Raw genomic sequence first — 24634 nt, forward strand, 5'->3', positions numbered from 1 at the left:
ACGGCTCAGGCGGCCCTGGCACGCTCCATCCGGCTCAGGATGTCGGTCCCGATCAGGAGCGCGGCGCGCACGGTCGGGTCACAGCCCGGGTCGGAGGCCATGCCCTGGGCGCGCTCCACGAACGCGTCGTCGGCGACCTGCGGGAACATCCCGAACATCAGCCCGAACACCGCGAGCATGCCCCCGCCCGCGAGGGCCGGGATCTCGTCGAGGAACCGGTCGGCGTACGGCAGCAGCACGTCCTCCTGCTGGGGTTGCCAGAAGGCCCGGACCATGGCCCCGAGCATCGTTCCGGCCGGGATGTTGCGTTTCTCGAAGAGCTCGACCCAGGCCTCGTTCTTGGCCTCGGACTCCGGCCGCGCGGTCCGTACGGCGAGCGCCCGGACGCCTGCGTCGGGGTCGGGGTCGCGGGCGAGCAACGACTCCACGGTCTCCTCGTCGTACTGACCCAGTGCCGCGCGACGCGTCGCCACGCGCCATGCCAGGTCGACGTCGGACCGAGCCGCCTCGTCGAGCCGGGCGAGGTGCTTGGGCGAGGACGCCGCGGCGGCAAGGGTCCGCAGGGCCGAGGTCTGGTGGTCGGGGTCGTCGGCGAGGGTGACCGCCAGCTCGGCGAGCCGTTCGAGCTCGGTCGCGATCCGGTCCGCCGCGCTCCACCGCTGGGCGATCTCGAGGGCGACGTTGAGGAACGCCTCGACGACAGCAGGGCTCTTCTCGCGGGCGAGCACGTCGAGCACGCAGTCGAAGAGCTCGTCGGCGGCCAGCTCGCCGTCGGCCAGCATCTGGAAGCCGGTGACCACGGCCTGCGCCCGGTCCACCGCCTCCGGCAGGTCGGCGGCGCGGTTGAGCAGCACGCGCACCGAAGCCTGGTCCGGGCGGACGGCGGCGAAGGTGTGGTCGGCGGCGTTGAGGAGGTGGAGGTCGGCGTCGGGGAGGTCGATGGGAGTCGAGGTGCCGGCGGTCTCGACGGACGTGGTGCCGACCAGCGCGAGCCCGTGGTCGGAGACGGCGTACGACCCCACGTCCAGCCGGTGCGGTCGCGGCTCGCCGTCGTCCGGTGACGTGGCGGTGATGGTGCCGCCCTCCAGCCGGAGGATGTCGGTGCCGGCGCGGTCCAGCCACGCGACGGTCCAGCCATCGAGGTCACGCCCCGCGGCCTGACCGACCGCCGACATCAGATCGGCGAGCACGGTGTTGCCCCAGGCGTGCTCGCGGAAGTAGCCGCGGAGCCCCTCGACGAACCGGTCCTCGCCCACGAAGGCCATCAGCTGCTTCAGCACGCTGGCGCCCTTCGTGTAGGTGATCGCGTCGAAGTTCGCCATCGCCTGTGCGACGTCCGGTACGTCGCCGCGGATCGGATGGGTGGCCGGAGACATGTCCTGCCGATAGCCGCCCATCTTCCCTCCGGCCAGGAACGTGGCCCACTCGTCGGTGAACTCGGTGCAGTTCACGCCGGCCCAGTTGGACGCCCAGGAGGCGAAGGCCTCGTTCAGCCAGAGGTCGTCCCACCACTTCATCGTCACCAGGTCGCCGAACCACATGTGGGCCATCTCGTGCAGCAGGATCTGTGCCCGCACCGCTCGCTGCCCGTACGTAGGAGTGCTCCGGTAGAGCACGCTGTCGGTCCAGGTCACCGAGCCCCAGTTCTCCATCGCCCCGCCCATGTTGGGCACGAACACCTGGTCGTAGCGCTCCTGCGCGAACGGCTGCCCGAAGCGCTCACCGAAGAACGCCAGCCCGCGGTCGGTGAGGTCGAACAGCTCCTCGGCGTCGCGCTCGAGGAACTGCTGGAGCGACTGTCGGCTGTACAGGCCGAGGTCGTGCCCCCCGCGCTGCGAGCGCAGCTCGTGGAACGGGCCGCCGTTGACCACGGTGACGTACGTCGAGAGCTTCGGGGTGTCGCCGAACGTCCAACGCCGGCCGCCGCCACCGTGATCATCACTGTCGCCGTCGAGGTCCTCGACCCGATCGGGCGCGGAGTTGCTGGTCACCGTCCACGTCTCGTGGGCGTCGACGACGAAGCGGTGCGGCGCCTTCAGGTCGGGCTGGTCGAAGCACGCGAACGCGAAGCGGGCCCGGTCGGGCTCGAAGCTCGACCAGACGTAGACCAGCTTGTCGAGCGGGTCGACGGTCTTGAGGATCGCGGTGCCCGAGTGGGTGTCGGGCTGGGTGTGCGAGACCACCAGCACGTTGTCGGCTCGCAGGCCGGACAGCGGGATCCGGCCGCGCTCGGCCGTCGACGGGTCCAGTGCCTCGCCGTTGAGCGTCACCGAGGAGACGTCGCCGACGCAGTCGACGAACGTGCCGGCCCCGGGCTCTCGACAGGTGAAGGACACCGTCGAGGTGGCCGCCCAGAGCTCGCCCTCGTAGAGGCCGCGCAGGTCGACGTTCACGTCGTACCGGTGCACGTTGATGAGGGCCGCGCGCTCGGCGGCCTCTTCCCGAGTGAGGCTGGCGATGTCGGTCATGCCGCCACCGTACCGTCGAGGTGTCCCGGGTGTTCCACCGTCGTTTTCCTCCGCGTCGTGTCCGGATCGATGCCGGAATCGGTAGGCAATGTCCTTGACTCCACCGGCTACGGCGACGACCCTGCTCCCAAGCCGTTGTGGCTTGCCCCGTCGGAAGGAAGCGCCCCATGTCTTTGTCTCTCAAGCGAACCCTGAGCGTGGGGAGTGCCGCCATCCTGGCAGCGACCCTGACCGCGTGTGGGTCGTCGAACTCGTCGTCGACGGCGACCGACACCGGCGGCAGCACGACCACCACCTCGGGGAGCTATGGGGACTGCAAGATCACCAGCAAGCCCAACAGCATCTCCTTGACGCCGGCCAATGCCGGGACGCTCACCGTGGAGACGACCCTGCCGGCTCCGGGCTGGTGGAACGGCACGACGCCGGAGTCGATCAAGAGCGGCTATGAGTACTGCATGGCGGCCGAGATCGCGAACATGGCGGGTCTGCCGAAGGTCACGGTCAAGAACGTCTCGTTCGACCAGCTGGTGGCCGGGCGCACCAACGACTTCGACCTCGCCCTGGCGGAGATCTCGATCACCCCGGAGCGCGCGAAGGTGGTGGACTTCTCCACGCCGTACTTCGACTCCAACATCGGCGTCTTGATCCAGAAGGGCGCAGACGTCACCGAGGACAACATCACCTCGAAGAGCTGCGCGGCGTACGCCGGCACCACGTCGGTCGACTTCCTGCAGAACGACCTCCACTGCGCCTCGACCAAGATCTACCCCGACTCGCCGACGCTCTACCAGGGTCTGCTGTCGGGCCAGGTCGACGCCGACTTCCTCGACACCGCGATCGTGCTGGCCGAGGCCAAGCAGACCGGCGACAAGCTCGAGGTGGTCGGGCAGTACAAGACCGGTGAGAAGTACGGCGCGATCTACCCCAAGGGCTCGGCCAACGAGGACGCTCTGAACCAGGGCATCCAGACCATGCTCAGCGACGGCACGCTCGACACCCTGTCGAAGGACTACCTCGGTCCCGCCTTCGGTGGCGACCCGTCGTCGGTGCCGATCTGGACCATCAAGTAGTCCTCGGCGGATGAGCGCCGCGAGCCTCGTCACCGAGGAGCTTCAACCGAGTCCGTCGCCCAGCCCGCCACGCTCGGTCTACGGACTGGCCGTGGTGGCGCTGGCGCTCGCCGCGGCCGTGACCGCGGTCATGGTCAAGGGCGCCCTCATGCTGAGGGACTACAACAACGACGGCTGGCTGGCGACCACGGTCGGCGTCGTCCTGGTGGTCCTCAGTCTGTACGCCTGGGTGCCGTGCGCCCGCGCGTTCGTGGGAGCGCGCGAACGTGGGGCGTTGCTGGCCCAGGGCCAGCTGGTGCCGTCCCGCAGGGTCGCCGCCCGGGCGCGCGAGGAAGCGCTCATCTCCATGGGGTACGCCGCGGCGGGCCTCATCGTGGCGGGGCTGCTGATCTTCCTCTTCGCCAACTCCGGGGGGGTCGCGAGCACCTTCTTCGCCATCGACCCGATCAAGCAGTCGTTCCACCAGGTCAGCCACGCGTTCTGGACGAACATCTGGGTGGCGTGCGTCTCCGAGGTGTTGGTCCTGGTCCTCGGACTGCTGGTGGCGATCGTCCGGATGCTCCCCGGACGCGCGGGCATGCCGTTGCGGATGATCGCCATCGTCTACTGCGACGTGTTCCGGGCCATCCCGGCGATCGTGGTGATCTTCCTGATCGTCTTCGGTCTGCCACTGACCGGAGTGCACTTCTTCGTGACGATGTCGACCACCTGGCTGGGCATCATCGCGCTGACCCTGACCTACACCGCCTACGTCTCGGAGGTCTACCGAGCCGGGCTCGCCTCGATCCACCCGAGCCAGAGCGCGGCCGCGCGGTCCCTGGGCCTGAACTACGTCCAGACCCTGCGTACGGTGCTCGTGCCCCAGGCAGTGCGTCGAGTCATCCCGCCGCTCCTCAACGACTTCATCAGTCTGCAGAAGGACACGGCGCTGCTCTCCACGGCGGCCATCTCCGAGGCGTTGCTGGTGTCCAAGCTCTGGGAGTCCCAGCTGTTCAACCTCTCACCCGTGGTCCTGGTCGCGGCGTTCTTCATCGTGATCACGATCCCGCAGGCGCGGTTCGTGGACTACCTCATCGACCGTGACGCGGCCCGACGGGCAGGGAAGTAGCCATGGCGTTCCTCGAGATCGATGACGTCCACAAGTCCTACGGCCACCACGAGGTGCTCAAGGGCGTCACCTTGAACGTCGAGCGACACGAGGTGGTCTGCCTGATCGGTGCCTCCGGCTCCGGCAAGTCGACGCTGCTGCGCTGCGTGAACGCCCTGGAGGACATCCAGCAGGGCGAGATCCGGATCGAGGGTGACACGGTCACCGGGGCGGGCGTCGACCTGAACGCCCTGCGGCGTGACGTCGGCATCGTGTTCCAGAGCTACAACCTGTTCCCGCACATGTCGGTGCTCGACAACGTCATGCTGGCGCCGACCCGGGTCGGCGGTGTGTCCAGGCGGGACGCGGCGGATCGCTCGATGGCGCTGCTGACGTCGGTGGGCATGCAGGACAAGGCGAAGTCGTATCCCGACATGCTGTCGGGCGGACAGCAGCAGCGGGTCGCGATCGTGCGGGCGCTGGCGATGCAGCCGCGGGTGATGCTGCTCGACGAGATCACCGCCGCCCTCGACCCCGAGCTCGTCGGCGACGTGCTCGAGATCGTGCGGGAGCTGGCCCATGGCGGTCTGACCATGCTCCTGGCGACCCACGAGATGGGCTTCGCCAAGGAGGTCGCCTCGCAGGTGTGCTTCCTCGACGCCGGCTCGATCCTCGAGCGCGGCTCGGCGCAGCAGATCTTCGAGGACCCCAAAGAGGAACGGACCCAGCAGTTCCTGAGCCGGGTGGTGAAGTCCGGTCGTCTCTGAGCGGGAGCCGCTCGGTACGGTCGCGGCATGGCTGGTGACCTGAGAGACGTCCCTGAGTCATGGCCGATCGTGGGCACCGAGGACTTCTACCGGACCGACTGGGTGATGGCTTTCCGTCTCGATGAGCTGCACCGTCCCGGAGACGACCCTGGCGACGGCACGGTGTTCCCACGCCTGGTGCTCGAGCACCCCGGAGCAGTGATCGTGCTCGCGGTCGACGACCGACGCCGTGCCTACTGCCTGTGGCAGTACCGCCACCCGGCGCAGCGACGCTTCGTGGAGCTCCCCGCCGGCCTGCTGGACGCGGACGGGGAGTCGTCCGAGGAGACGGCGCGCCGCGAGCTGCGCGAGGAGGCCGGGCTCGAGGCCGACGAGTGGACGCTCGTCGGCACGACGTGGTCGAGCCCCGGCATCAGCGGCGAGGTGATGCACTTCTTCCTCGCCCGTGGCCTCCGAGCCGTCGAGAACGACGACTTCGAACGCAGGCACGAGGAGGCCGACATGTCCGGCGCCTGGGTGCCGGTCGACGACCTGCGCGCCGCCGTGCTCGCCGGCGACGTCGGCGACGGACCCCTGGTGCAGGCACTCCTGCTGGCCGACGCGAAAGGACTGCTGTGACGCCGACCCCCGACAAGCCGGCCATCGGGGCCCTGCTCGCCGACCACCCGGTCATCGACGGCCACAACGACCTGATGTGGACGATGCGTGACCTGAACGACTACGACTTCGAGGCGTACGACGTGGGGGAGCGGCAGACGCAGACCCACACCGATCTGCCACGGATGCGGGACGGGGGAGTGGGAGCGCAGTTCTGGTCGGTGTTCGTGCCGTGCCGCGAGGGCGAGCGATCGGTGACCTCCACGCTCGAGCAGGTGGATGCGACGTACGCCATGATCGCGAGGTACGCCGACCGCCTCGCGCTCGCGACCACCGCCGACGAGGTCGAGGCGGCGTGGCGAGACGGTCGGATCGCCTGCCTGATGGGTGCCGAGGGTGGGCACCAGATCGCGGAGTCGCTCGCGGTGTTGCGCATGTACCACCGGCTCGGCATCCGCTACCTCACGCTCACCCACAACGACAACGTGTCGTGGGCCGACTCCGCGACCGACGAGCCGGTACTCGGCGGCCTCAACGACTTCGGCCGCGACGTCGTCCGCGAGATGAACCGGATCGGCATGCTGGTCGATCTGTCCCACGTCAGCCACGACGTCATGCGAGACACCTTGGACACCGCGACCGCGCCGGTGATCTTCAGCCACTCCTCGGCGTACGCGGTGTGCGACCACCCGCGCAACGTGCCCGACGACGTCCTGGCCCGACTCGCCGGCAACGGCGGAACGTGCCTGGTCACCTTCGTCCCGCGTTTCGTGAACCAGGCGGTGCGCGACTGGGCCCGCGGTGCCGAGGTGCGCGCCGTGGCCGAAGGCGTCGACCCACGGGACATCCCGGCCCTGCAGGCGGTCGAGAAGGCGTACCAGGAGGAGGTGCCGCACCCTCCGGCGTACCTGTCCGACGTCGTCGCTCACCTCGAGCACGTGCGCGACGTGGCAGGCATCGACCACATCGGGCTCGGCGGTGACTACGACGGCGTCGACTGGCTCCCCGAGGGCCTGGAGGACGTGACCGGCTACCCACGCCTGTTGGCGGCCCTGCGCGACCGCGGCTGGTCCGACGACGACCTCGCCAAGGTGACCTGCCGCAACGTGCTGCGCACCATGCGAGCGGCGGAGGACGTCGCCACCGGTGGGTGACCGTGGGGTGCCGCCCAGGAGCGTGGCCCGGGTCACATGCGGATAGTGTCGTGATCGGTCCCCGTACCCGAGGCGGGCCGGAGTGTGAGGAGTGAGCCCCGTGAAGGTCGGCGTCCCCAAGGAAGTCAAGAACAACGAGTACCGCGTGGCGATCACGCCGATCGGCGTCCATGAGCTCACCGCGCACGGCCACGACGTGTACGTCGAGAAGAGCGCCGGCCTCGGCTCGCTGATCGAGGACAGCGAGTACGAATCGGCCGGGGCGAAGATCCTCGACAGCGCCGACGAGGTCTGGGGCAACGCCGAGATGGTACTCAAGGTGAAGGAGCCCGTCGCCGAGGAGTACCACCGGATGCACGAGGGTCTGACCCTCTTCACCTACCTCCACCTCGCCGCCGACAAGCCACTCACCGACGAGCTGATCACCCGCAAGGTCACCGGCATCGCCTACGAGACGGTCCAGCTTCCGTCCGGTGGGCTGCCGCTGCTCTACCCGATGTCCGAGGTCGCCGGGTGCCTGGCCCCTCAGGTCGGCGCGCACTCGCTGATGAAGGCGCAGGGCGGGCGGGGCGTCCTGATGGGCGGCGTGGGCGGCGTCGCCAACGCCAAGGTCGTGATCATCGGGGCCGGCGTCTCCGGGCAGAACGCCGCCAACATCGCCCTCGGCATGGGTGCCGACGTGACCCTGCTCGACACCGACCTCGACAAGCTGCGGATGTCTTTCTGGCGCTACAACAACCGCGTACACGGCATCGCCTCGTCTCAGCTGGCGATCCGCCAGCAGGTGATGGAGGCCGACATGGTGATCGGAGCCGTGCTGATCCCCGGTGCCGCCGCACCGAAGCTGGTCAGCAACGAGCTGGTGTCGCAGATGAAGCCGGGCTCGGTGCTGGTCGACATCGCCGTCGACCAGGGCGGCTGCTTCGAGGACACCCACGCCACGACTCACTCCGACCCCACGTACGAGGTCCACAACTCCATCTTCTACTGCGTCGCGAACATGCCCGGCGCGGTGCCGAACACCTCGACGTACGCCCTCACCAACGCGACGATGCCGTACGCCGTCGCGCTGGCCGACAAGGGCTGGGTGCGGGCCTGCCGTGACGACCACTCGCTCGCGCTCGGGCTCAACACCCACGGCGGGAAGCTCACCAACGCACCGGTCGGCGAGGCGACCGGCATCGACGCGGTCGCCCTCGACGAGGTCCTCGCCGCCGGCTGAGCGCGGGCGGCACAGATCGGGACCACCGTGGCCGACCTCGCCCTCGCCGTGCGCACCTACCTCGATCACCTGACGGTCGAGCGCGGGTTGGCGGCGAACACCCTGACGTCGTACCGGCGGGACCTGCGTCGATACCTCGGCTTCCTCGGCGAGGCCGGCATCGAGGACGTCGACGCGGTCACCGAGGCGACGGTCTCGGCGTTCCTGATGCGGCTCCGCGAGGGCGATGCCGAGCATCCGCCGCTCTCGGCGACCTCGGCGGGCCGCACCGTCGTCGCGGTTCGGGGTTTCCACAAGTTCTGCGTCGTCGACGGGCTCGCCGGGCACGACCCCGCGGCCGCCGTACGCCCGCCGGCACCGGCACGTCGCCTGCCGAAGGCGCTGCCGCTCGGCGATGTCGAGTCGATCCTGGACGCCGCAGGCTCGGCCGGTACGACGCTCGCCCTGCGAGACCGGGCACTGCTCGAGGTGCTGTACGGCACGGGTGCCCGGATCAGTGAAGCGGTCGGCCTCGACGTGGACGACGTGGACCGGGTCGACGCCACGGTCCTGCTCCGCGGCAAGGGCGGGAAGGAGCGGCTCGTCCCGATCGGCTCCTTCGCGCTCGACGCTGTCGACGCCTATCTGACCCGGGCCCGGCCCGAGCTCGCGTCGGCGGGAAGCCCGGATCGGGCCGGGGCGCTCTTCCTGAACGCCCGGGGTGGCCGGCTCTCGCGCCAGTCGGCCTGGACCGTGCTCGTCAAGGCCGCTGACCGGGCAGGGGTGACGCGTGACGTTTCCCCGCATACGCTGAGACACTCATTTGCTACGCATCTGCTCGAGGGGGGAGCAGACGTGCGAGTGGTCCAGGAGCTTCTGGGCCACGCCTCGGTGACCACCACCCAGATCTACACGCTGGTCACCGTGGACAACCTGAGGGAGGTGTTCGCAGCTGCTCACCCGCGCGCGCGTTGAGCGCCGACCTAGTCATTTCGAGCCATGGGCGTACCCCGTTTGGCCTACTTCTTTGCCAATCGCATCTCGTCGATCCCATCGGACTCCTATCGTGGCAGCGCCGGGCGGCACAGCCCGACCATCGCTGACCTCGGTCGGAGATGCGGGTTCGACTCAATTCTCTCTGGAGTACCGTTGAGAAAGATTCGCCGTGACGCCACCTCGGGCGCGTTCTCAGCCTTTCGCGTATCTGAGTGGTCGGTCCGCCGCAAGGTCGTGGCCGTCCTCGCGATCCCGGTCATCCTGGCGGCCGTGTTCGGTGGCCTCCGCGTGTCAACCGAGCTGTCGGACGCCAACTCCTACTCCACCAACAAGCAGCAGGCGACCGTGCTCGGTCCCACCATCGCCTACCTGAGCGCCACCCAGCGCCTCGCGCTCCCGTCCGCCCTGTCCGACAAGATGGGTGAGAGCCAGGGCGACGCGAAGGCGGCGTACTCGACGGCCTCGACGAACCTCAAGAAGGCCGCATCGGACGCCGCGCTGACGAGCAAGCAGAACGCCGACGTGACCAACATGCTCCAGATCGGCGAAACGCTGGCGAGCGGCTCGGGCACCGGCATCACCGCGACGGCGCCCGTGCAGCTGAGCGAGATGAACCGGCTGACCGCCTCCCTGATCAACTCGACCCTGAACACGCAGGGCACCCCGGACCCGAGGGTCCAGGCGCTGGTCCAGTCGCTCGACGGCCGGCTGTCGCTGGTCAAGCAGCAGCTGCTGATCGAGAGCAACAACCAGCAGGCATCGCTCCTCGGGGCGGTGTGGCTCGCGGCCGAGATCGGCGTGGAGGGCACGGCCCTCGACAACCTGCAGGGCCTCGAGACCGGCCGCCGCATCTCTCTGCTGAGCTCTGCCAACGGCACCCGCCTGGGTCTGGCCACGAGCAACAAGGTGTCCGACCTCGCGGCCACGCCCAGGATGTTCGCGATGTACGACGGCCTCAACCAGCGACTGCTGAGCGACATCCAGGGCAAGGTGGCGACGAATGCCTCCGATGCCAAGTCGCGAGCACTGACCGACGCGGCCATCATCCTGAGCGCCCTGCTGGCGTCGCTGCTACTGGCCCTGTTCGTCGCTCGTGCCCTGATCGTGCCGCTGCGCAAGGTGCGGTCCGGTGCGCTCGAGGTCGCCAACGAGCAGCTGCCCGAGACCGTCGCCCGGATCCGGTCCGGCAAGGCGCCCGAGGAGATCACCCCGATCCCCGTGCACAGTCACGAGGAGCTCGGCCAGCTGGCCCGCGCTGTCGACGACATGCACAAGCAAGCGGTGAACCTGGCCACCGGTGAGGCGCAGCTCCGGACCCAGGTCAGCGCCATGTTCGTGACGCTCTCACGCCGCAACACGACACTGGTCAACCAGCAGCTCGCGCTGATCGAGTCGCTGGAGCAGGACGAGGAGGACCCGCAGCGCCTCGAGCAGCTGTTCAGCCTCGACCACCTGGCCACCCGCATGCGCAGGACGGCCGAGAGCCTGGTGATCCTCGGTGGTGCCGAGGGCCGGACGGCGGGCTTCGAGGAGCTCAGCGTCTCGGACGTCATCCATGCGGCCGTCTCGGAGGTCCAGGATTACCAGCGGGTGCGCATCGACGTCGCTCCGGACCGGATGATCGTCGGTCGTGCCGCGTCCGACATCGTCCACCTGATGGCGGAGCTCATCGACAACGCCCTGTCGTACTCGCCTCCGGGCAGCCCGGTCACGATTCAGGCGGCCGAGGACGGCGGCAAGGTCGAGATCGAGATCATCGACAACGGCCTGGGGATGGCCGGCGACGCGCTCGCCTATGCCAACGAGTCCCTCAAGACCGGAGGCGAGGTCACCATCGACACCGCCCGCCGGATGGGTCTGTTCGTGGTCAGCCGCCTCGCGGAGGAGCACGGCCTGAAGGTCAAGCTGCGCCGCAACGCGAACGGCGGCGGCATCATCGCCTCGATCCTCCTGCCGGCAGACGTCTTGGTCCTGGACGGTCCGGTCCAGCACGTCTCGGTCCTGGACGCTCCCGAGACCGTGGAGGAGCCGGTTGCCCCCGTGGTCGCCGAGGAGCCCGAGGAGGAGTACGACCCCTACCTCGAGCGCATCGAGGACGCGATCGCAGCCGTCACCGGTCTCCCGCGCCGCCGGCCGGGCCAGGCCGGGCCGCCTCAGCCTCAGCCCGCAGCCCCGGCCGCGTCCGTCGGGATGTTCGACGCCCCGCCGAGCCCGGAGCTGCCGGCCGCCTTCGAACCGACCGAGCTGCCGAGCCTGACCGACGACCGGTCCGAGGACGAGGAGCGCGAGCCGATCGCTCTCCCGGCTGCCGTTCGCGCGGACGCCGATGACGCACTCGCCGACGTCGTCACGCCCGAGTTCGGAGCCGAGCGTGACCCTGCCGCCGCGCTTGACGGCGACATCGTGGCCGAAGAGCCCGTGGGGGAGGCCGCCGACGAACCCGAGCAGCTCACCGCATGGTCCGAGGAACCCGTCGAGGAGCCCGACCACGCGGACCAGCACGAGGACGGGCCGGTGCAGGTCGCCGAAGCGAGCCACTGGGGCGACGCGTCCTCGTCCGAGCCGGTGGACGCCCCCGCGCCGGACGAAACGTTGGAGCCGGTCGAGGCGCCCGAGCAGATCGTCGCCGCGGCAGACGTGCCGGAGGAGACGCCGGTCTCGGAGTCCCCGATCCGGCTGCAGATCCGTCGCCCGTTGTCCGCGGCGCCGGCGGCCACCGCCCTCGAGGGCGACTTCGTCGACGACACCGAGCAGTCGGACGACTCGACCATCTTCGGTGAGCTCCGCTCGAACTGGCTGAGCGACGAGGACGAGGAGCGGGAGGAGGCGTGGACGCCGAGCGAGGCGGACCAGGGCTGGAACGCCGCCGAGCGTGCCGAGAGCGCCGATCCCGATGGCACCACCCGCGCCGGTCTGCCGGTACGCCGTCCGGGCGGCCGCCTGGTCCCCGGCGGCCTCTCGCAGGACGCAGCCAAGGTCGTCCGTGACCCGGAGGCCATTCGCAACCGCCTCGCCGCGCATGCGGCGGGCGTGTCCCGTGGCCGTGCGGCCGCGGCGGCAGAACCTTTCACCGACGACTACGCGCACGAGGAGACTGGACCAGCATGACCGAGAGCCTCCAGGCAGAGATGACCGCCGTCGAGACCGAGAGCCGAGAGCTCGACTGGGTCGTGAACAGATTCGTCGACAGCGTCTCTGGCGCCGCGCACGCCGTACTGGTGTCCGCCGACGGCCTGCTGATGGCCGCCAGCGGCCGGCTGCCGGCCGATCGTGCCGAGCAGGTGGCGGCGGTCTCGTCCGGTCTGGCCAGCCTGGCCACCGGTGCCGCGCGCCTCTTCGACGGCGGCGCGGTGATGCAGACCATCGTCGAGATGGAGAACGGCTTCATGCTCCTGATGAGCGTGGGTGACGGGTCGCACCTGGCGGTGCTGACCCAGGCCACCGCCGACATCGGCCAGGTGGGGTACGAGATGGCCCTCCTCGTCGAGCGTGTCGGGCAGATGGTGCAGGCCCAGGCCCGGGCGCACGGGGTGTAGGGGGGATGAGATGGCAGACGAACCCGAGGTCGAGCAGATGCACGCCAGCCCCCCGGCTGCGCGCATCGTCCGACCGTATGCACTGACGGCGGGACGAACCCGCACCGCGGTCGACCTCCCGCTGGAGGCGACGCTGCGGTTGGACACCAGCGCCACGCGACGTGCTTGGGCCGACGACGTCCAGGGGAAGATCATCGGGGTCCTCGACACCCGGTCGGTCGCCGAGGTCTCGGCCTTGGTCCAACGCCCCATCGGTGTCGTGCGGGTACTGCTCGGAGATCTCGTTCAGCAGGGATTCGTCCACGTACAGGCGACCCTGACCGAGACCTCCACCGACGACGAACGTTTCGACCTCCTCGAAAGGACCCTCCGTGGACTCCGTGCTCTCTAACGCTTCCCCTGGCGTCAGCCGCACCGCCGCCTCGACGAAGATCGTCATCGCCGGCGGCTTCGGCGTGGGCAAGACCACCCTGGTGGGCTCCGTCTCGGAGATCGTGCCGCTCCGTACCGAAGCCCTGGTCACCAACGAGTCGGTGGGTGTCGACGACCTGGCTCAGACTCCGGCCAAGTCGACCACCACGGTCGCGATGGACTTCGGTCGCATCACCCTGGCCGAGGACCTCGTCCTCTACCTCTTCGGGACGCCGGGTCAGAAGCGCTTCTGGTTCATGTGGGACGACCTGGTGCGGGGTGCCATCGGTGCGATCGTGCTGGTCGACACCGCGCGTCTCGACGCGGCGTTCGCTCCGCTGGACTACTTCGAGTCGAAGAACGTGCCGTTCATCGTCGCGGTCAACGAGTTCGAGGGCAGCTCGCGCTACCCGCTGCACGAGATCGCCGAGGCCCTCGCACTGCGAGACGACGTCCCGCTGATCACCGTCGACGCGCGGGACCGCGACTCGGCGAAGAGGGCGCTGATCCGGATCACGGAGTTCTCTCTCACCCGACTCGCCACGGCGCAGCGCACCGCCTGACGGCCGCGTCGGCGGGCGGCGAAACACCTGCGGTTTGGTCCCAAACCGCAGGTTCTGTCGGCGTGTCGTTGCGGTTTGGGACCAAACCGCAACAGTTCGGAGCTCTGGATCGGGGATGGACTCGCGGCTCGACCCCGCTCCGTCGGCTCACTCGGTGAGGCGGCGTACGTCGTACCGGCCCTCGGCGAAGCCCTGCCGGACGACCTTCTTGTCGAACTTGCCGACCGAGGTGCGCGGGACCTCGTCGATGAACGCCCACGCGTCGGGCAGCTGCCACTTCGCGAATGACCGGGCGAGGTGGGAGCGGAGCTCCTCGGGCGTCACGGTCGCGCCCTCACGGACCACGACGGTGGCCAGCGGGCGTTCCTGCCACTTCTCGTCGGGGATGCCGACGACCGCCGCCTCGACGACGTCGGGGTGGCCCATCAGGGCGTTCTCGAGGTCGACCGACGAGATCCACTCGCCGCCGGACTTGATCACGTCCTTGGCGCGGTCGCTGAGCGTGATGTAGCCGAGTGGGTCGAGGTGTCCGACGTCGCCGGTGCGCAGCCACCCGTCGTGGAACTTCTGGTCGGCCTTCTCGCTGTCCGCGTCGTCGGGGTGGTAGTAGCCGCCGGTGACCCACGGTCCACGCACCTCGAGCTCACCGACGGACGTCCCGTCCCACGGGAGCGTGCCGCCGTCGTCACCGACGATCCGGCCTTCGACGCCGCACAGCAGTCGGCCCTGGGTGCCCCGGTAGGCCCACTGGTCGTCCCCCTCGACGCCCGCCGGGACGAGGCCGGCCGACGCTACCGGCGAGGTCTCGGTCATGCCCCAGGCCTGCCGGATGTACAGGCCGTGGCGCTCCTGGAGGCCCCGTTGGAGCGCGACGGGGACGGCCGAGCCGCCGCAGAGGATCAGGCGGAGAGAGTCGAGCCGGACGCCCTCGTGCCCGTCGAGGTAGGACAGTACGTCGTTCCAGACCGTCGGGACGGCGCCCGAGACGGTGGGGCGGCTGGCCTGGATGAACCGGACGAGCGGCTCTGCCTGCAGCCAGCGGTCGGGCATGCACAGCGACGCGCCCGTCATCACCGCGGCGTACGCCAGACCCCAGGCGTTCGCGTGGAACATCGGCACGATCGGGAGGACCCGGTCGTGGAAGTCGAGGCCGGCGGCGTTGCCGGTGCTCACCGCCAGCGAGTGCAGCCACGCGGACCGGTGGCTGTAGACAACGCCCTTCGGGTTGCCGGTGGTGCCGCTGGTGTAGCACATCGCCGCGGCCGAGCGCTCGTCGATCTCCGGCCACGCGAAGGTCTCGGGTTGGTCGGCGAGCACGTCCTCGTAGAGCAGCACCTCCTTGCCGGCGGCGCGCAACGAGTCCAGATCCGCGGCGGCCGCGTCGGGTCCGGAGACGAGGACGTGGGTGACGGTCTCGAGCTTCGGCAGCTCCTTGGCGAACAGGGGGACCAAGGTGTCGTCGACGATCACGACGCGGTCCTCGGCGTGGTTGGCGATGTAGACCAGCTGCTCGGGGAAGAGGCGGATGTTGAGCGTGTGCAGCACCGCACCCATCGCCGGGACGGCCAGGTAGGCCTCGAGGTGCTCGGCGTTGTTCCACATGAACGTCGCGACGCGTTGGTCGCCGTCCACACCGAGGCCGCGTAGGCCGTGTGCGAGCCGGGCCGCTCGCCCGCCCACCTCGGCGTACGTGCGGCTGCGTGTGCCCTCCGTGGTCGCGGTGACCACCTCGGAGTCGCCGTGCACGGCCGAGCCGTGCGCCAACACCGATCCGATCGTGAGCTGGGCGTCCTGCATGGTGCTCTTCACGGAGTCTCCTGGCGATCGGCGTACGTGTCGCTCACATCTTGCATCCGCGTCGGTCACCGCGCACCTGCTTCCTATGCTGGCTGCGTGACGATCGCGCTCCGCCTCCTCGACGAGGTGTCGTACGGCGGTGAGCCGATCGCCGGCGCGCGTTCCGCTGACCTCCTGGCCGCGCTGGCCCTCCATCGGTCCGGGCTGTCCGACGCCCGGCTGCTCGAGGAGGTGTGGGCCGAGCAGGCGCCGAACCCCAAGGCGCTGCAGGTACAGGTCTCCCGAGTCCGGGCGCAGTGCGGGGCGAGCGTCGTCGAACGGTACGACGGCGGCTACCGGCTCGGCCTCGGCGAGGACGCCGTCGACGCCTGGCTGGCCGAGTCCCTCGTGGAGTCGGCCCGGAAGGCGCTTCTCGACGACCCGCAGGAGGCGCTGGCAAACGCGGTCGCCGCGGACGCCCTGATCTGCGGGCTGGCCACGGTGGACGGCGAGGGACCGCTGGCCGACGTACGTCGTCACGTGCTGGCACTGGGCCCGGGCCTGGGCCGTACGCACGCCCTGGCACTCGCGCGTTCCGGGCGCGACGCGGATGCGGTCGCGGGACTGCAGCAGGCGCATGCGGCGGATCCCGATGACACCGAGGTGCTCGACGCGCTGTTGCGCGCCGAGGCGGCGGCGTCAGGGGCGCCGGTCGCCCTGTCCCGGTACGACGCGTATCGCAGGGACCTCGCCGAGCGGCTGGGCGTCGATCCCGATCCGGCTCTGAAGAGGGTCCACCAGGAGCTGCTCGCGTCGGACGATCCCGTGCGCAGCGGAGTGCGGTACGACCCCGACGAGCTGCTCGGACGTGCCGAGGACCTCGCCGGCCTGCGGTCGCTGGTCCGCAGCGGCCGGCTGACGACGATCCTCGGGCCGGGAGGGCTCGGGAAGACCCGCGTGGCGCACGTCCTCGCCCGCGAGGCGAGCCAGTCGCGGGTGCACTTCGTCGAGCTGGTCGGCATCTCCTCACCGAATGATGTGGTCTCGGAGGTCGGCTCCGCGCTGGGGGTCCGGCACTCGGTGACGGGCCGGCGCACCCTCACCCCCGCGCAGCAGGCGGACGTCCGCCCCCGGATCGCCCAGGAGCTCGACTCCGTCCCGACCCTGCTCGTCCTCGACAACTGCGAGCACGTGCTCGACGCCGTCGCCTCGCTGGTCGCGTTCCTCCTCGTGACGACCCGCGACCTCCGCGTCGTCACCACGAGTCGCGCGCCGCTCGGCATCGCGGCCGAACGGGTCTTCCCGCTCAGCCAGCTCGCCGCCCCCGACGGCGCCGAGCTGTTCCGGCGCCGGGCGCGCGCCGTACGACCGGACGCCGAGCTGCCCGACGACCTCGTCACGGAGATCGTGGCGCGGCTGGACGGGCTTCCGCTCGCGGTGGAGCTCGCCGCCGCGCGGGTGCGCACGATGTCGGTCGACGAGGTACGCCGCGCGCTCGACGACCGCTTCGCGTTGCTCCGCGGCCGCGACCGGTCGGCCCCGGCCCGACACCAGACCCTGACTGCGGTGATGGGCTGGTCGTGGGACCTGCTGGCCGAGGACGAGAAGCGCGCACTGGCCTGGCTCTCGGTGTTCCAGGACGGCTTCTCCGCCGACGGCGCCCGCGACCTGCTCGGCCACGCCGGTGCCGACCTGGTCGAGGCGCTGGTCGACCAGTCGCTGGTCGGCGTGGCCGAGCACCACCGCGCGGCCCGCTACCGGATGCTCGAGACCGTCCGTGAGTTCGCCGCCTTGCGCCTCGCCGAGCTCGGCGAGACCGACGCCGCGCGGGAGGCGTTGACCACCTGGGCGGTCGAGACTGCCGATCGGCAGGGAGCAGAGCTGTTCGGGCCGCGGCAGGTGGAGGCCGTCGACCTGCTCGACTCGGAGGAAGCCAACCTGGCTGACGTCCTGCGGCGGCTGCTCCTGGCCGGCGACGCGCCCCGAGGCGTGCGGATGCTCGCCGCGCTGGGCGGCCTGTGGTCGGTAACCGGGAACTTCCCCCGCTTCCTGGCCATGGCCGACCTGGCCGAGCAGGTGCTGGTCTCGTGGGTGCCTCCGCCCGAGCTCGAGGAGGTGACGACGGACGCGGTTGCCCTGGTGACGGTGCACCTCGGCTTCATGCGCCCAGACGGCGTCTCCGACCTCGCCGCCACCCTGGCCCGGCTGCCCGAGCCTCGTCACCCGTGGAGCCGGATCGCCCGCGCGATGTTCGTGGACGCAGTTCCGCCCGACGGCCGTCGCGATGCCGTCCTGGCGCTCACCGACGACCTTGATCCGCGCACGGCCGCGATGGCCTGGCAGTGGGCGGCGATCCTGGCCGAGAACGAAGGGGCCATCGAGGAGGCGGCGGAGTACCTCGAGCGGGCCCTGGCCATGGTGGGGACCGACACCACGGCCTGGGAGATCGCCTCGCTCAACACCCAGGCGGCCAACCAGGCGCTCAACACCGACGACATCGCCAAAGCCGAACGACATGCGCGCATCGCGATCCCGCTCCACGAGAGCCTCCATGCCGACGAGGAGGCCGCGACGATGCGCGCCAGCCTGGCCCTGTCCGCCGTACGCCGCGGTCGGCTGGACGAGGCGGAGCGGCTCCTCGACGAGATCGGGGACGTCCGTCCCGCCGACGTGACCGCCGACCTTCTGATCTCACAGGTACGCGCCGAGATCCTCCTTCGACGAGGTGACACGGAAGCCGGGCTGCAGGCGTTGGACGGCTGTCTGGAGACGAGCCTGGCCTGGGGATTCCTGGACCTCTCCTTCGACGGGCTGGAGCCTTGGACGCTGATCCCCCTGGCCACCGACCTCGCTGCCCACGCGCGTTTCGCGGAGACGCCCGGTCGCCTCGCGCGCGGGGCCGAGCTGGCGACCGAGACCCGGGAGCTGCTGGGGCGCCTGGGCACGATGGCCGACTCCGCCGTCGACTACCCCGTCACCGGGATGGCTGCGCACGCGCTCGCCCGGTGGCTGCTCCGCCACGAGGCCGACCGCGACCCGGAGCCCGCCGTCCGCCTGCTCGCTCTCGCCGCCCGGTTCGGGTACAACCGGTGGTTCCCGGCGATGGCCTGGGAACCGGTGGCGACCATGGCCGACGACGCAGCCCCCGGCCTCCTGGCCGTCGTCCTCGAGGAGTACGGCGACCGCAAGGGCCGGGAGCTGCGCCCCGAGGCCGAGCGGGTGCTGGCCCTGCTGGGTGTCACATCTTCCGAGTGAAGCTGCGGACCGAGAGCGGCGCGAAGATCGCCACGACGATCGCGCAGCCGAGCAGCGCCCAGCCGGCGTTGGCGGTGATCTGGCCCTGGTTGGCCAGGTCGCGGATCGCGGAGATGATGTGCGAGACCGGGTTGGCGTCCGCGAACGCCTGCAGCCATCCCGGCATCGTGCTCGTCGGCACGAACGCGTTGGACAGGAAGGTCAGCGGGAACATCACCATCAGGGAGATCGCCTGGACGCCTTGGGCGCTGCGCCCGATGGTGCCGAACCAGGCGAAGATCCAGGCCATGGACCAGCCGGCGAAGGTCGCGAACACGATCGCGGCGACCACGCCCAGGACGCCACCGCCGGGGCGGTAGCCGAGGAGCACGATCCCGGTCGCGAACGTCAGGGTGCTGGCGATCGCGTAGCGCAGCATGTCGGCGACCATCGGACCGGCCAGGGGCGCGATCCGCGCGATCGGGAGCACCTTGAACCGGTCGAAGACGCCCTTGTCGATGTCCTCGCGGAGCTGGACGCCGGTGGCGACGCAGGCGGTCAGGACGGTCTGGCCGACCAGACCGGGGATGATCACCGGGTTGTATCCGCTCACGCTGCCGGCGACGGCGCCGCCGAAGATGCCGGCGAACATGGCGGTGAACAGCAGCGGTTGCAGGGTCACGTCGAACATCTGCTCGAAGTTGCGACGCATCTTCATCGTGGCCCGCCAGGCCAGCGTCATGGTCTGGGCGGCGGTGTCGCGCAGCCCGACCCGGGTGGACAGGCCCTCGGCGGGGTTGCGCAGGGCGGTGGTGAGAGCGGTCATCGGACGGCCTCCAGCTCGGGTGACGTGGTGTCGGTGTGGTCGTCGTCGCTCGCGGCGCCATGTCCGGTGAGGACCATGAACACCTCGTCGAGCGACGGCTTCTGGACGTTGAAGGAGTCGATGGCGATGCCGCGCTCGCGCAGCGTCACCAGGACTTCGACGGCCTGCTCGCTGCGCTGCAGCGGCAGGGAGAGACGGCGGGACTCGGGCGAGAGGGACGCCTGCTCGCCGAGCAGGCGAGCGGCGATCTCGCCGGCCGCCGGGATCTGGTGCGGGTCGACCAGGCCCAGCGTGAGCGTCGACGTCCCGACCGAGGCCTTCAGCTCGTCGGAGGTCCCCTCGGCGACCTTCACGCCGTGGTCGATCACCGCGATCCGGTCGGCCAGCTGGTCGGCCTCGTCGAGGTACTGAGTGGTCAGCAGCACCGTGCACCCGTTCGCGACCAGGTCGCGGATCGTGTCCCACATCTGACCGCGCGTGCGCGGGTCGAGGCCGGTGGTCGGCTCGTCGAGGAAGATCAGCGGCGGTCGGGTGATCAGGCTGGCGGCCAGGTCGAGGCGCCGCCGCATGCCGCCCGAGAACGCCGAGATCGGCTTGCTGGCCGCCTCGGTCAGGGCGAACTGCTCGAGCAGGCTCGCCGCGGTCGAACGGGCCTTCGGCTTGGAGATGCCTTGCAGCCTGGCGAAGAGCAGCAGGTTCTCGGTCGCGGTCAGGTTCTCGTCGACGGACGCGTACTGGCCGGTGACGCCGAGCAGCTGACGCACGAGGTGCGGCTCACGGCGTACGTCGTGACCGAAGATCTCGCCGCGGCCGCCGTCGATCGGCAGCAGGGTCGCGAGCATCTTCAGCATGGTGGTCTTGCCGGCGCCGTTCGGACCGAGGACCCCGAAGACCTGGCCCTGACGGACCTCGAGGTCGACGTGGTCGACGGCGCGCTGCGTACCGAAGCTCTTGACCAGGCCCTCGGCCCGGACTGCGGGTGTGGTCTCGTTCATGGCTCCAGCGTGCAAGCCGACGGTTTCAGCGCGGTTTCAGCACGCCTACGCCGACTTTCACGGGCCGGCGGCGCCCGCAGCACTAGCCTGAGCGCATGGCCGAGGTCCGTCCGCGCCGCGCCCGCGCCCCGCGCTGGGAGCCGCTGACGGTCGGCATCGACATCGGCGGTACCAAGGTGCTCGGCGCGGTCGTGGACTCGGCGGGCGAGATCATCGCCCTGGACCGCCGTCCGACGGAGGGACACGACGTCCGCAAGGTCGAGGACACGATCGTCGACGTGGTCGCCGGCTTCGCCCGGGAGTACGACGTGGCCGCGGTCGGCATCGGCGCCGCCGGCTTCGTCGACGTGACCCGCACCGTGGTGATGTTCTCGCCCCATCTGAACTGGCGCCGTGAGCCGCTGCGGGCGCGGGTCGCCGAGCGGGTGCGGCTCCCCGTGGTGGTCGACAACGACGCCAACACCGCTGCGCTGGCGGAGTGCCGCTTCGGCGCCGGCCGTGGTCATCGCTTCGTGCTCTGCGCGACCCTGGGTACCGGCATCGGCGGTGCCCTGGTGCTCGACAACCGCGTCTACCGCGGTGCCAACGGCATGGCGGGGGAGTTCGGCCACATGCAGGTCGTGCCCGACGGACACCGCTGCGAGTGCGGCAACCGCGGCTGCTGGGAGCAGTACGCCTCGGGCAACGCCCTGGTCCGCGAGGCGCGCGAGCTCGTGCGGTCGACGTCGCCGATGGCTCGGCACCTCCGCTCGGTCGTGGACGGCGATGCGGACGCGCTCGACGGTCCCCAGATCACCCAGGCGGCTCGCGACGGAGACCCGTTGTCGATCGAGCTGCTCGCCGACGTCGGCCGGTGGCTCGGCGTCGGCCTGGCCGGCATGGCCGCTGCCTTCGACCCCGGCTGCATGATCATCGGCGGCGGGCTGTCCGACGCCGGCGATCTGTTGATCGACCCCACCCGGCGCGCGTTCTCCCGGTCGTTGACCGGCCGCGGGCACCGCGAGGAGCCGGTGATCGTCCGAGCCGAGCTCGGCCCGAACGCCGGCTTCATCGGGGCGGCCGACATGGCCCGGTCGGCGGCACGCCGCTCGCGTCGGGGCCGGGTACGCCGTGCCCGCGACGGCCGGCCCTTGCGGCGTCTCTTCGAGCGCCCGGGACCCTCCGAGGGGTCCTGACTGGTCCGTACCAGATGTGCACAACCTTGTGCACAGGCCAGGGGTCGCTTGTGCACTCCCCGGCGCGCTCGTGCACACGCTGTGCACAGATTTGGCCCGGTGCCTGGGGGATTCCCGGAACCGGTAGAGATCCTTCGGCGCGCCCTCCTACAGTCGCGCCGTACCTCGGGCACTATGTCGCAAAGTCGACAAATTGCCGACACGTTTGCTCAGCACACGACACCTGGAGAGCACACATGCCTGGGATCTTCTCGCGCGGCCATTCCGGAGCCAACGCACCCGTGATCCCGCCGAAGGTCCCGACCCCCGGCCCCGAGGCGCCGGTCGAGGAGGCCCCGGACTCCCTGTCCGCGCCGGTGCCCTTCGTCCGCCCGAGCGACGAGGAGCCTGTCGCGGCCGACGTCGACGAGGTCGGCGGCGGCGTGGCGGTGGACGAGATGGTGGACGAGATGGTGGACGAGATGGTGGACGAGGTGGCGGAGGTGGTGCTCGGCCCGACCGGCCGGCCGGTGCCGGTGTTCCCCGATCCGAAGCCGCTGACCACCCACGGTCAGGCGCGGGTGATGTCGATGTGCAACCAGAAGGGCGGGGTCGGCAAGACCACGACCACGATCAACCTCGGCGCCGCGCTGGCGGAGTTCGGCCGCAAGGTGCTGCTGGTCGACTTCGACCCGCAGGGGTCGCTGTCGGTCGGCCTGGGTCTCAACCCCCACGAGATCGAGCAGACCGTCTACAACCTGCTGATGGACCGCAACGTCACCCTCGCGGACGTCATCGTCCCGTCCGGCGTCCCGGGCATGGACCTGCTGCCCTCCAACATCGACCTGTCGGCCGCGGAGGTCCAGCTCGTGCACGAGGTGGCCCGCGAGCAGACGCTGCAGCGGGTGCTCGGCCCCGCGATCGAGCAGTACGACGTGATCCTGATCGACTGCCAGCCGTCCCTGGGCCTGCTCACGGTGAACGCGCTGACCGCCTCCGACGGCGTGATCGTCCCGCTCGAGTGCGAGTACTTCGCGCTCCGCGGTGTCGCGCTGCTCAAGACCACGATCGACAAGGTCAGGGAGCGGCTGAACCCGCGCCTGGAGATCGACGGGGTGCTCGGGACCATGTACGACGGCCGCACCCTGCACAGCCGCGAGGTCCTGGAGCGGCTGGTGCAGGCCTGGGGCGAGAAGGTGTTCCACACGGTGATCCGGCGGACCGTGAAGTTCTCGGACTCCACGGTCGCCGGTGAGCCGATCACGTCGTACGCCTCGACCTCGACCGGCGCCGACGCCTACCGACAGCTGGCGAAGGAGGTGGCGCTGCGGTGCCTCGACGCGTGAACCTGCCCGCCGCCGACGACCTCTTCCGCCCCACCGACCCGCAGCCGCACGGCGAGGTTGCGCCGGCACCACGCGAACGCCGCGTGCGTGCCGTCCCGACGGCCGATCCGGCCGACGACTCACGTCGCCGTCCGAGCGGCCGGGTGCGGCACGACGAGAAGATCACGATCTATGTCACCGCCGACGAGCTGGTCGACCTCGAGCACGCCCGCCTCGAGCTGCGCCGCCACCACGGCCTGGCCGTCGACCGCGGCCGGCTGGTCCGCGAGGCGGTTGCGCTGGTGCTGGCCGATCTCGAGGAGCACGGCCATGACAGCATGCTCGTGCAACGCCTGATCGAGGACTGAAGCGCCACACATGACCGTCGCGACCGCGTCCGACCCCCCAGGGGCGGACGCCCTCACCGAGTCCACCTCCGAGGGGTCCCATGCCTTCGAGGTGCGGCTCGACAACTTCGAGGGCCCGTTCGACCTGCTGTTGAGCCTGATCTCCAAGCACAAGCTGGACATCACCGACGTGTCGTTGCACCAGGTGACCGACGAGTTCATCGCTCACGTGAAGGCCGGCGCGAGTCGGCACGGGGACGGCACGTGGGACCTCGAGCAGACCTCGTCGTTCCTGCTCGTCGCCTCCACGCTGCTCGACCTCAAGTCGGCGCGGCTGCTGCCGCAGGGCGAGATCGAGGACGAGGAGGATCTCGCGCTGCTCGAGGCGCGTGACCTGCTCTTCGCCCGGCTCCTGCAGTACCGCGCGTTCAAGGAGGTCGCGGCCGTGCTCGAGCAGCGGCTGGCCGGGGAGTCGCTGCGCCATCCGCGTGTCGTCGGGCTCGAGCAGCGGTACGCCGGCCTGCTTCCGGAGGTGCTGATCGGGATCGGGCTCGACGCGTTCGCCGGACTCGCCGCCCGGGCACTCGAGCCCAAGCCGGAGCTCGAGGTGTCGCTCCAGCACATCCATGCCCCGGCCGTGTCGGTGCGCGAGCAGGCCGAGCTCGTGGCGGAGCGGCTGCGACGTACCGGCACGATGACCTTCCGGGCACTGTGCGGAGACGCTCCGGACACCTTGACGACGGTCGCGAGGTTCCTGGCACTCCTGGAGCTGTTCCGCGAGAACGTCGTCGCGTTCGACCAGGTCTCCCCGTTGGGGGAGCTGAGCGTGCGCTGGACCGGCGAGCACGCGGAGGCGGTCGCGGACCTCCGGATCGACGAGTTCGAGGGCGTGCCGGAGCCACCGCCGGACCGGCCCACCGACGAGACCCAGGATGCCGAGGAGGAGACCGCATGAGCGAGGACGTGCTGGAGGTCGCGGTCGCCGAGCTGCGCCCGTCGCTGGAGGCGCTGCTGATGATCGCCGACCAGCCGCTCGACGAGACGACGCTGGCGTCGGCCGTCGGCGCACCGGTCCCCGACGTGACCGCGGCGCTCGCCGAGCTCGCGCAGGAGTACGCCGACCAGGG

The 24634-nt window shown here is 70.3% G+C and carries 20 protein-coding genes; 16 read left to right on the plus strand and 4 right to left on the minus strand.

The features are described 5' to 3' along the window. Positions 1-5 precede the first annotated feature (5 nt). Positions 6-2468: an aminopeptidase N gene (pepN, locus tag VGJ24_RS03365; RefSeq protein ID WP_331499077.1), complete on the minus strand. Its 2463-nt coding sequence runs from the start codon at positions 2466-2468 to the stop codon at positions 6-8. 167 nt (positions 2469-2635) lie between these two features. Between pepN and VGJ24_RS03370 the strand changes: the two genes are divergently transcribed. The 11 genes from VGJ24_RS03370 to VGJ24_RS03420 all read left to right on the plus strand — a co-directional run bounded on the left by VGJ24_RS03370 (position 2636) and on the right by VGJ24_RS03420 (position 13850). Next, a complete protein-coding gene (locus VGJ24_RS03370; RefSeq protein WP_331499078.1) occupies positions 2636-3538 on the plus strand; it encodes an ABC transporter substrate-binding protein in 903 nt (300 codons plus the stop codon). 10 nt (positions 3539-3548) lie between these two features. Beyond that, the gene (locus tag VGJ24_RS03375) at positions 3549-4646 is read left to right on the plus strand and encodes an amino acid ABC transporter permease (protein ID WP_331499079.1); all 1098 of its coding nucleotides are present in this window, start codon (positions 3549-3551) and stop codon (positions 4644-4646) included. Positions 4647-4648: 2 nt separating this feature from the next. Continuing rightward, entirely contained in the window at positions 4649-5392 is a 744-nt protein-coding gene (locus VGJ24_RS03380; RefSeq protein ID WP_331499080.1) for an amino acid ABC transporter ATP-binding protein, read from the plus strand. A 27-nt stretch (positions 5393-5419) separates the two neighbouring features. Next, positions 5420-6010: an NUDIX hydrolase gene (locus VGJ24_RS03385; protein WP_331499081.1), complete on the plus strand. Its 591-nt coding sequence runs from the start codon at positions 5420-5422 to the stop codon at positions 6008-6010. After that, positions 6007-7143, plus strand: coding sequence for a dipeptidase (locus tag VGJ24_RS03390; protein ID WP_331499082.1), 1137 nt, complete (start codon positions 6007-6009; stop codon positions 7141-7143). The genes VGJ24_RS03385 and VGJ24_RS03390 overlap by 4 nt, the downstream gene beginning before the upstream one ends. Before the next feature lie 100 nt (positions 7144-7243). Next, the gene (ald, locus tag VGJ24_RS03395; RefSeq protein ID WP_331499083.1) at positions 7244-8365 is read left to right on the plus strand and encodes an alanine dehydrogenase; all 1122 of its coding nucleotides are present in this window, start codon (positions 7244-7246) and stop codon (positions 8363-8365) included. A gap of 27 nt (positions 8366-8392) precedes the next feature. Next, positions 8393-9319 carry a site-specific tyrosine recombinase XerD gene (gene xerD / locus VGJ24_RS03400; RefSeq protein WP_331499084.1) on the plus strand — a complete coding sequence of 309 codons (927 nt, stop codon included), beginning with the start codon at positions 8393-8395 and terminating at the stop codon, positions 9317-9319. 255 nt (positions 9320-9574) lie between these two features. Then, positions 9575-12448 carry a sensor histidine kinase gene (locus tag VGJ24_RS03405; protein ID WP_331499085.1) on the plus strand — a complete coding sequence of 958 codons (2874 nt, stop codon included), beginning with the start codon at positions 9575-9577 and terminating at the stop codon, positions 12446-12448. After that, positions 12445-12876 (plus strand): roadblock/LC7 domain-containing protein, encoded by a 432-nt coding sequence (locus VGJ24_RS03410; protein ID WP_331499086.1) that lies wholly within the window; start codon positions 12445-12447, stop codon positions 12874-12876. Before VGJ24_RS03405 ends, VGJ24_RS03410 begins: the two co-directional genes overlap by 4 nt. Before the next feature lie 10 nt (positions 12877-12886). After that, complete coding sequence (locus tag VGJ24_RS03415) at positions 12887-13267, plus strand: DUF742 domain-containing protein (protein ID WP_331499087.1); 381 nt, start codon at positions 12887-12889, stop codon at positions 13265-13267. A 40-nt stretch (positions 13268-13307) separates the two neighbouring features. Then, entirely contained in the window at positions 13308-13850 is a 543-nt protein-coding gene (locus tag VGJ24_RS03420; protein WP_414691037.1) for a GTP-binding protein, read from the plus strand. Positions 13851-13997: 147 nt separating this feature from the next. On the opposite strand, the gene VGJ24_RS03425 is transcribed toward VGJ24_RS03420, so the two are convergent. After that, positions 13998-15659, minus strand: a complete 1662-nt coding sequence (locus VGJ24_RS03425; RefSeq protein ID WP_331499088.1) for a long-chain fatty acid--CoA ligase — start codon at positions 15657-15659, stop codon at positions 13998-14000. A gap of 84 nt (positions 15660-15743) precedes the next feature. Here VGJ24_RS03425 and VGJ24_RS03430 point away from each other — a divergent pair, with 84 nt between their 5' ends. Next, a complete protein-coding gene (locus tag VGJ24_RS03430; protein ID WP_331499089.1) occupies positions 15744-18881 on the plus strand; it encodes an ATP-binding protein in 3138 nt (1045 codons plus the stop codon). Here VGJ24_RS03430 and VGJ24_RS03435 read toward each other — a convergent pair. After that, entirely contained in the window at positions 18865-19686 is an 822-nt protein-coding gene (locus tag VGJ24_RS03435) for an ABC transporter permease (RefSeq protein ID WP_331499090.1), read from the minus strand. The two genes, VGJ24_RS03430 and VGJ24_RS03435, sit on opposite strands and share 17 nt — an antisense overlap. Then, a complete protein-coding gene (locus VGJ24_RS03440; protein WP_331499091.1) occupies positions 19683-20681 on the minus strand; it encodes an ATP-binding cassette domain-containing protein in 999 nt (332 codons plus the stop codon). The genes VGJ24_RS03435 and VGJ24_RS03440 overlap by 4 nt, the downstream gene beginning before the upstream one ends. A 95-nt stretch (positions 20682-20776) precedes the next feature. Here VGJ24_RS03440 and VGJ24_RS03445 point away from each other — a divergent pair, with 95 nt between their 5' ends. From VGJ24_RS03445 to VGJ24_RS03460, 4 genes are all read left to right on the plus strand, one after another. Then, on the plus strand, positions 20777-21856 hold the full coding sequence (locus VGJ24_RS03445; protein ID WP_331499092.1) for an ROK family glucokinase: 1080 nt from the start codon (positions 20777-20779) through the stop codon (positions 21854-21856). Positions 21857-22293: 437 nt separating this feature from the next. Further along, positions 22294-23181 carry a ParA family protein gene (locus VGJ24_RS03450; RefSeq protein WP_331499096.1) on the plus strand — a complete coding sequence of 296 codons (888 nt, stop codon included), beginning with the start codon at positions 22294-22296 and terminating at the stop codon, positions 23179-23181. Next, positions 23166-23528 carry a hypothetical protein gene (locus VGJ24_RS03455; RefSeq protein WP_331499093.1) on the plus strand — a complete coding sequence of 121 codons (363 nt, stop codon included), beginning with the start codon at positions 23166-23168 and terminating at the stop codon, positions 23526-23528. The genes VGJ24_RS03450 and VGJ24_RS03455 overlap by 16 nt, the downstream gene beginning before the upstream one ends. 10 nt (positions 23529-23538) lie before the next feature. After that, a complete protein-coding gene (locus VGJ24_RS03460) occupies positions 23539-24462 on the plus strand; it encodes a ScpA family protein (RefSeq protein WP_331499094.1) in 924 nt (307 codons plus the stop codon). Positions 24463-24634: the final 172 nt, after the last annotated feature.

The organism is Nocardioides sp. (genome assembly GCF_036493135.1).
Lineage (GTDB): Bacteria > Actinomycetota > Actinomycetes > Propionibacteriales > Nocardioidaceae > Nocardioides.

What these genes read in the sequence shown, in the direction of transcription:
- pepN (WP_331499077.1), bottom strand. Translation starts at nt 2,468, where the DNA reads ATGACCGACATCGCCAGCCTCACTCGGGAAGAGGCCGCCGAGCGCGCG.
- VGJ24_RS03370 (WP_331499078.1), top strand. Translation starts at nt 2,636, where the DNA reads ATGTCTTTGTCTCTCAAGCGAACCCTGAGCGTGGGGAGTGCCGCCATC.
- VGJ24_RS03375 (WP_331499079.1), top strand. Translation starts at nt 3,549, where the DNA reads ATGAGCGCCGCGAGCCTCGTCACCGAGGAGCTTCAACCGAGTCCGTCG.
- VGJ24_RS03380 (WP_331499080.1), top strand. Translation starts at nt 4,649, where the DNA reads ATGGCGTTCCTCGAGATCGATGACGTCCACAAGTCCTACGGCCACCAC.
- VGJ24_RS03385 (WP_331499081.1), top strand. Translation starts at nt 5,420, where the DNA reads ATGGCTGGTGACCTGAGAGACGTCCCTGAGTCATGGCCGATCGTGGGC.
- VGJ24_RS03410 (WP_331499086.1), top strand. Translation starts at nt 12,445, where the DNA reads ATGACCGAGAGCCTCCAGGCAGAGATGACCGCCGTCGAGACCGAGAGC.
- VGJ24_RS03415 (WP_331499087.1), top strand. Translation starts at nt 12,887, where the DNA reads ATGGCAGACGAACCCGAGGTCGAGCAGATGCACGCCAGCCCCCCGGCT.
- VGJ24_RS03435 (WP_331499090.1), bottom strand. Translation starts at nt 19,686, where the DNA reads ATGACCGCTCTCACCACCGCCCTGCGCAACCCCGCCGAGGGCCTGTCC.
- VGJ24_RS03440 (WP_331499091.1), bottom strand. Translation starts at nt 20,681, where the DNA reads ATGAACGAGACCACACCCGCAGTCCGGGCCGAGGGCCTGGTCAAGAGC.
- VGJ24_RS03445 (WP_331499092.1), top strand. Translation starts at nt 20,777, where the DNA reads ATGGCCGAGGTCCGTCCGCGCCGCGCCCGCGCCCCGCGCTGGGAGCCG.
- VGJ24_RS03450 (WP_331499096.1), top strand. Translation starts at nt 22,294, where the DNA reads ATGGTGGACGAGATGGTGGACGAGATGGTGGACGAGGTGGCGGAGGTG.
- VGJ24_RS03460 (WP_331499094.1), top strand. Translation starts at nt 23,539, where the DNA reads ATGACCGTCGCGACCGCGTCCGACCCCCCAGGGGCGGACGCCCTCACC.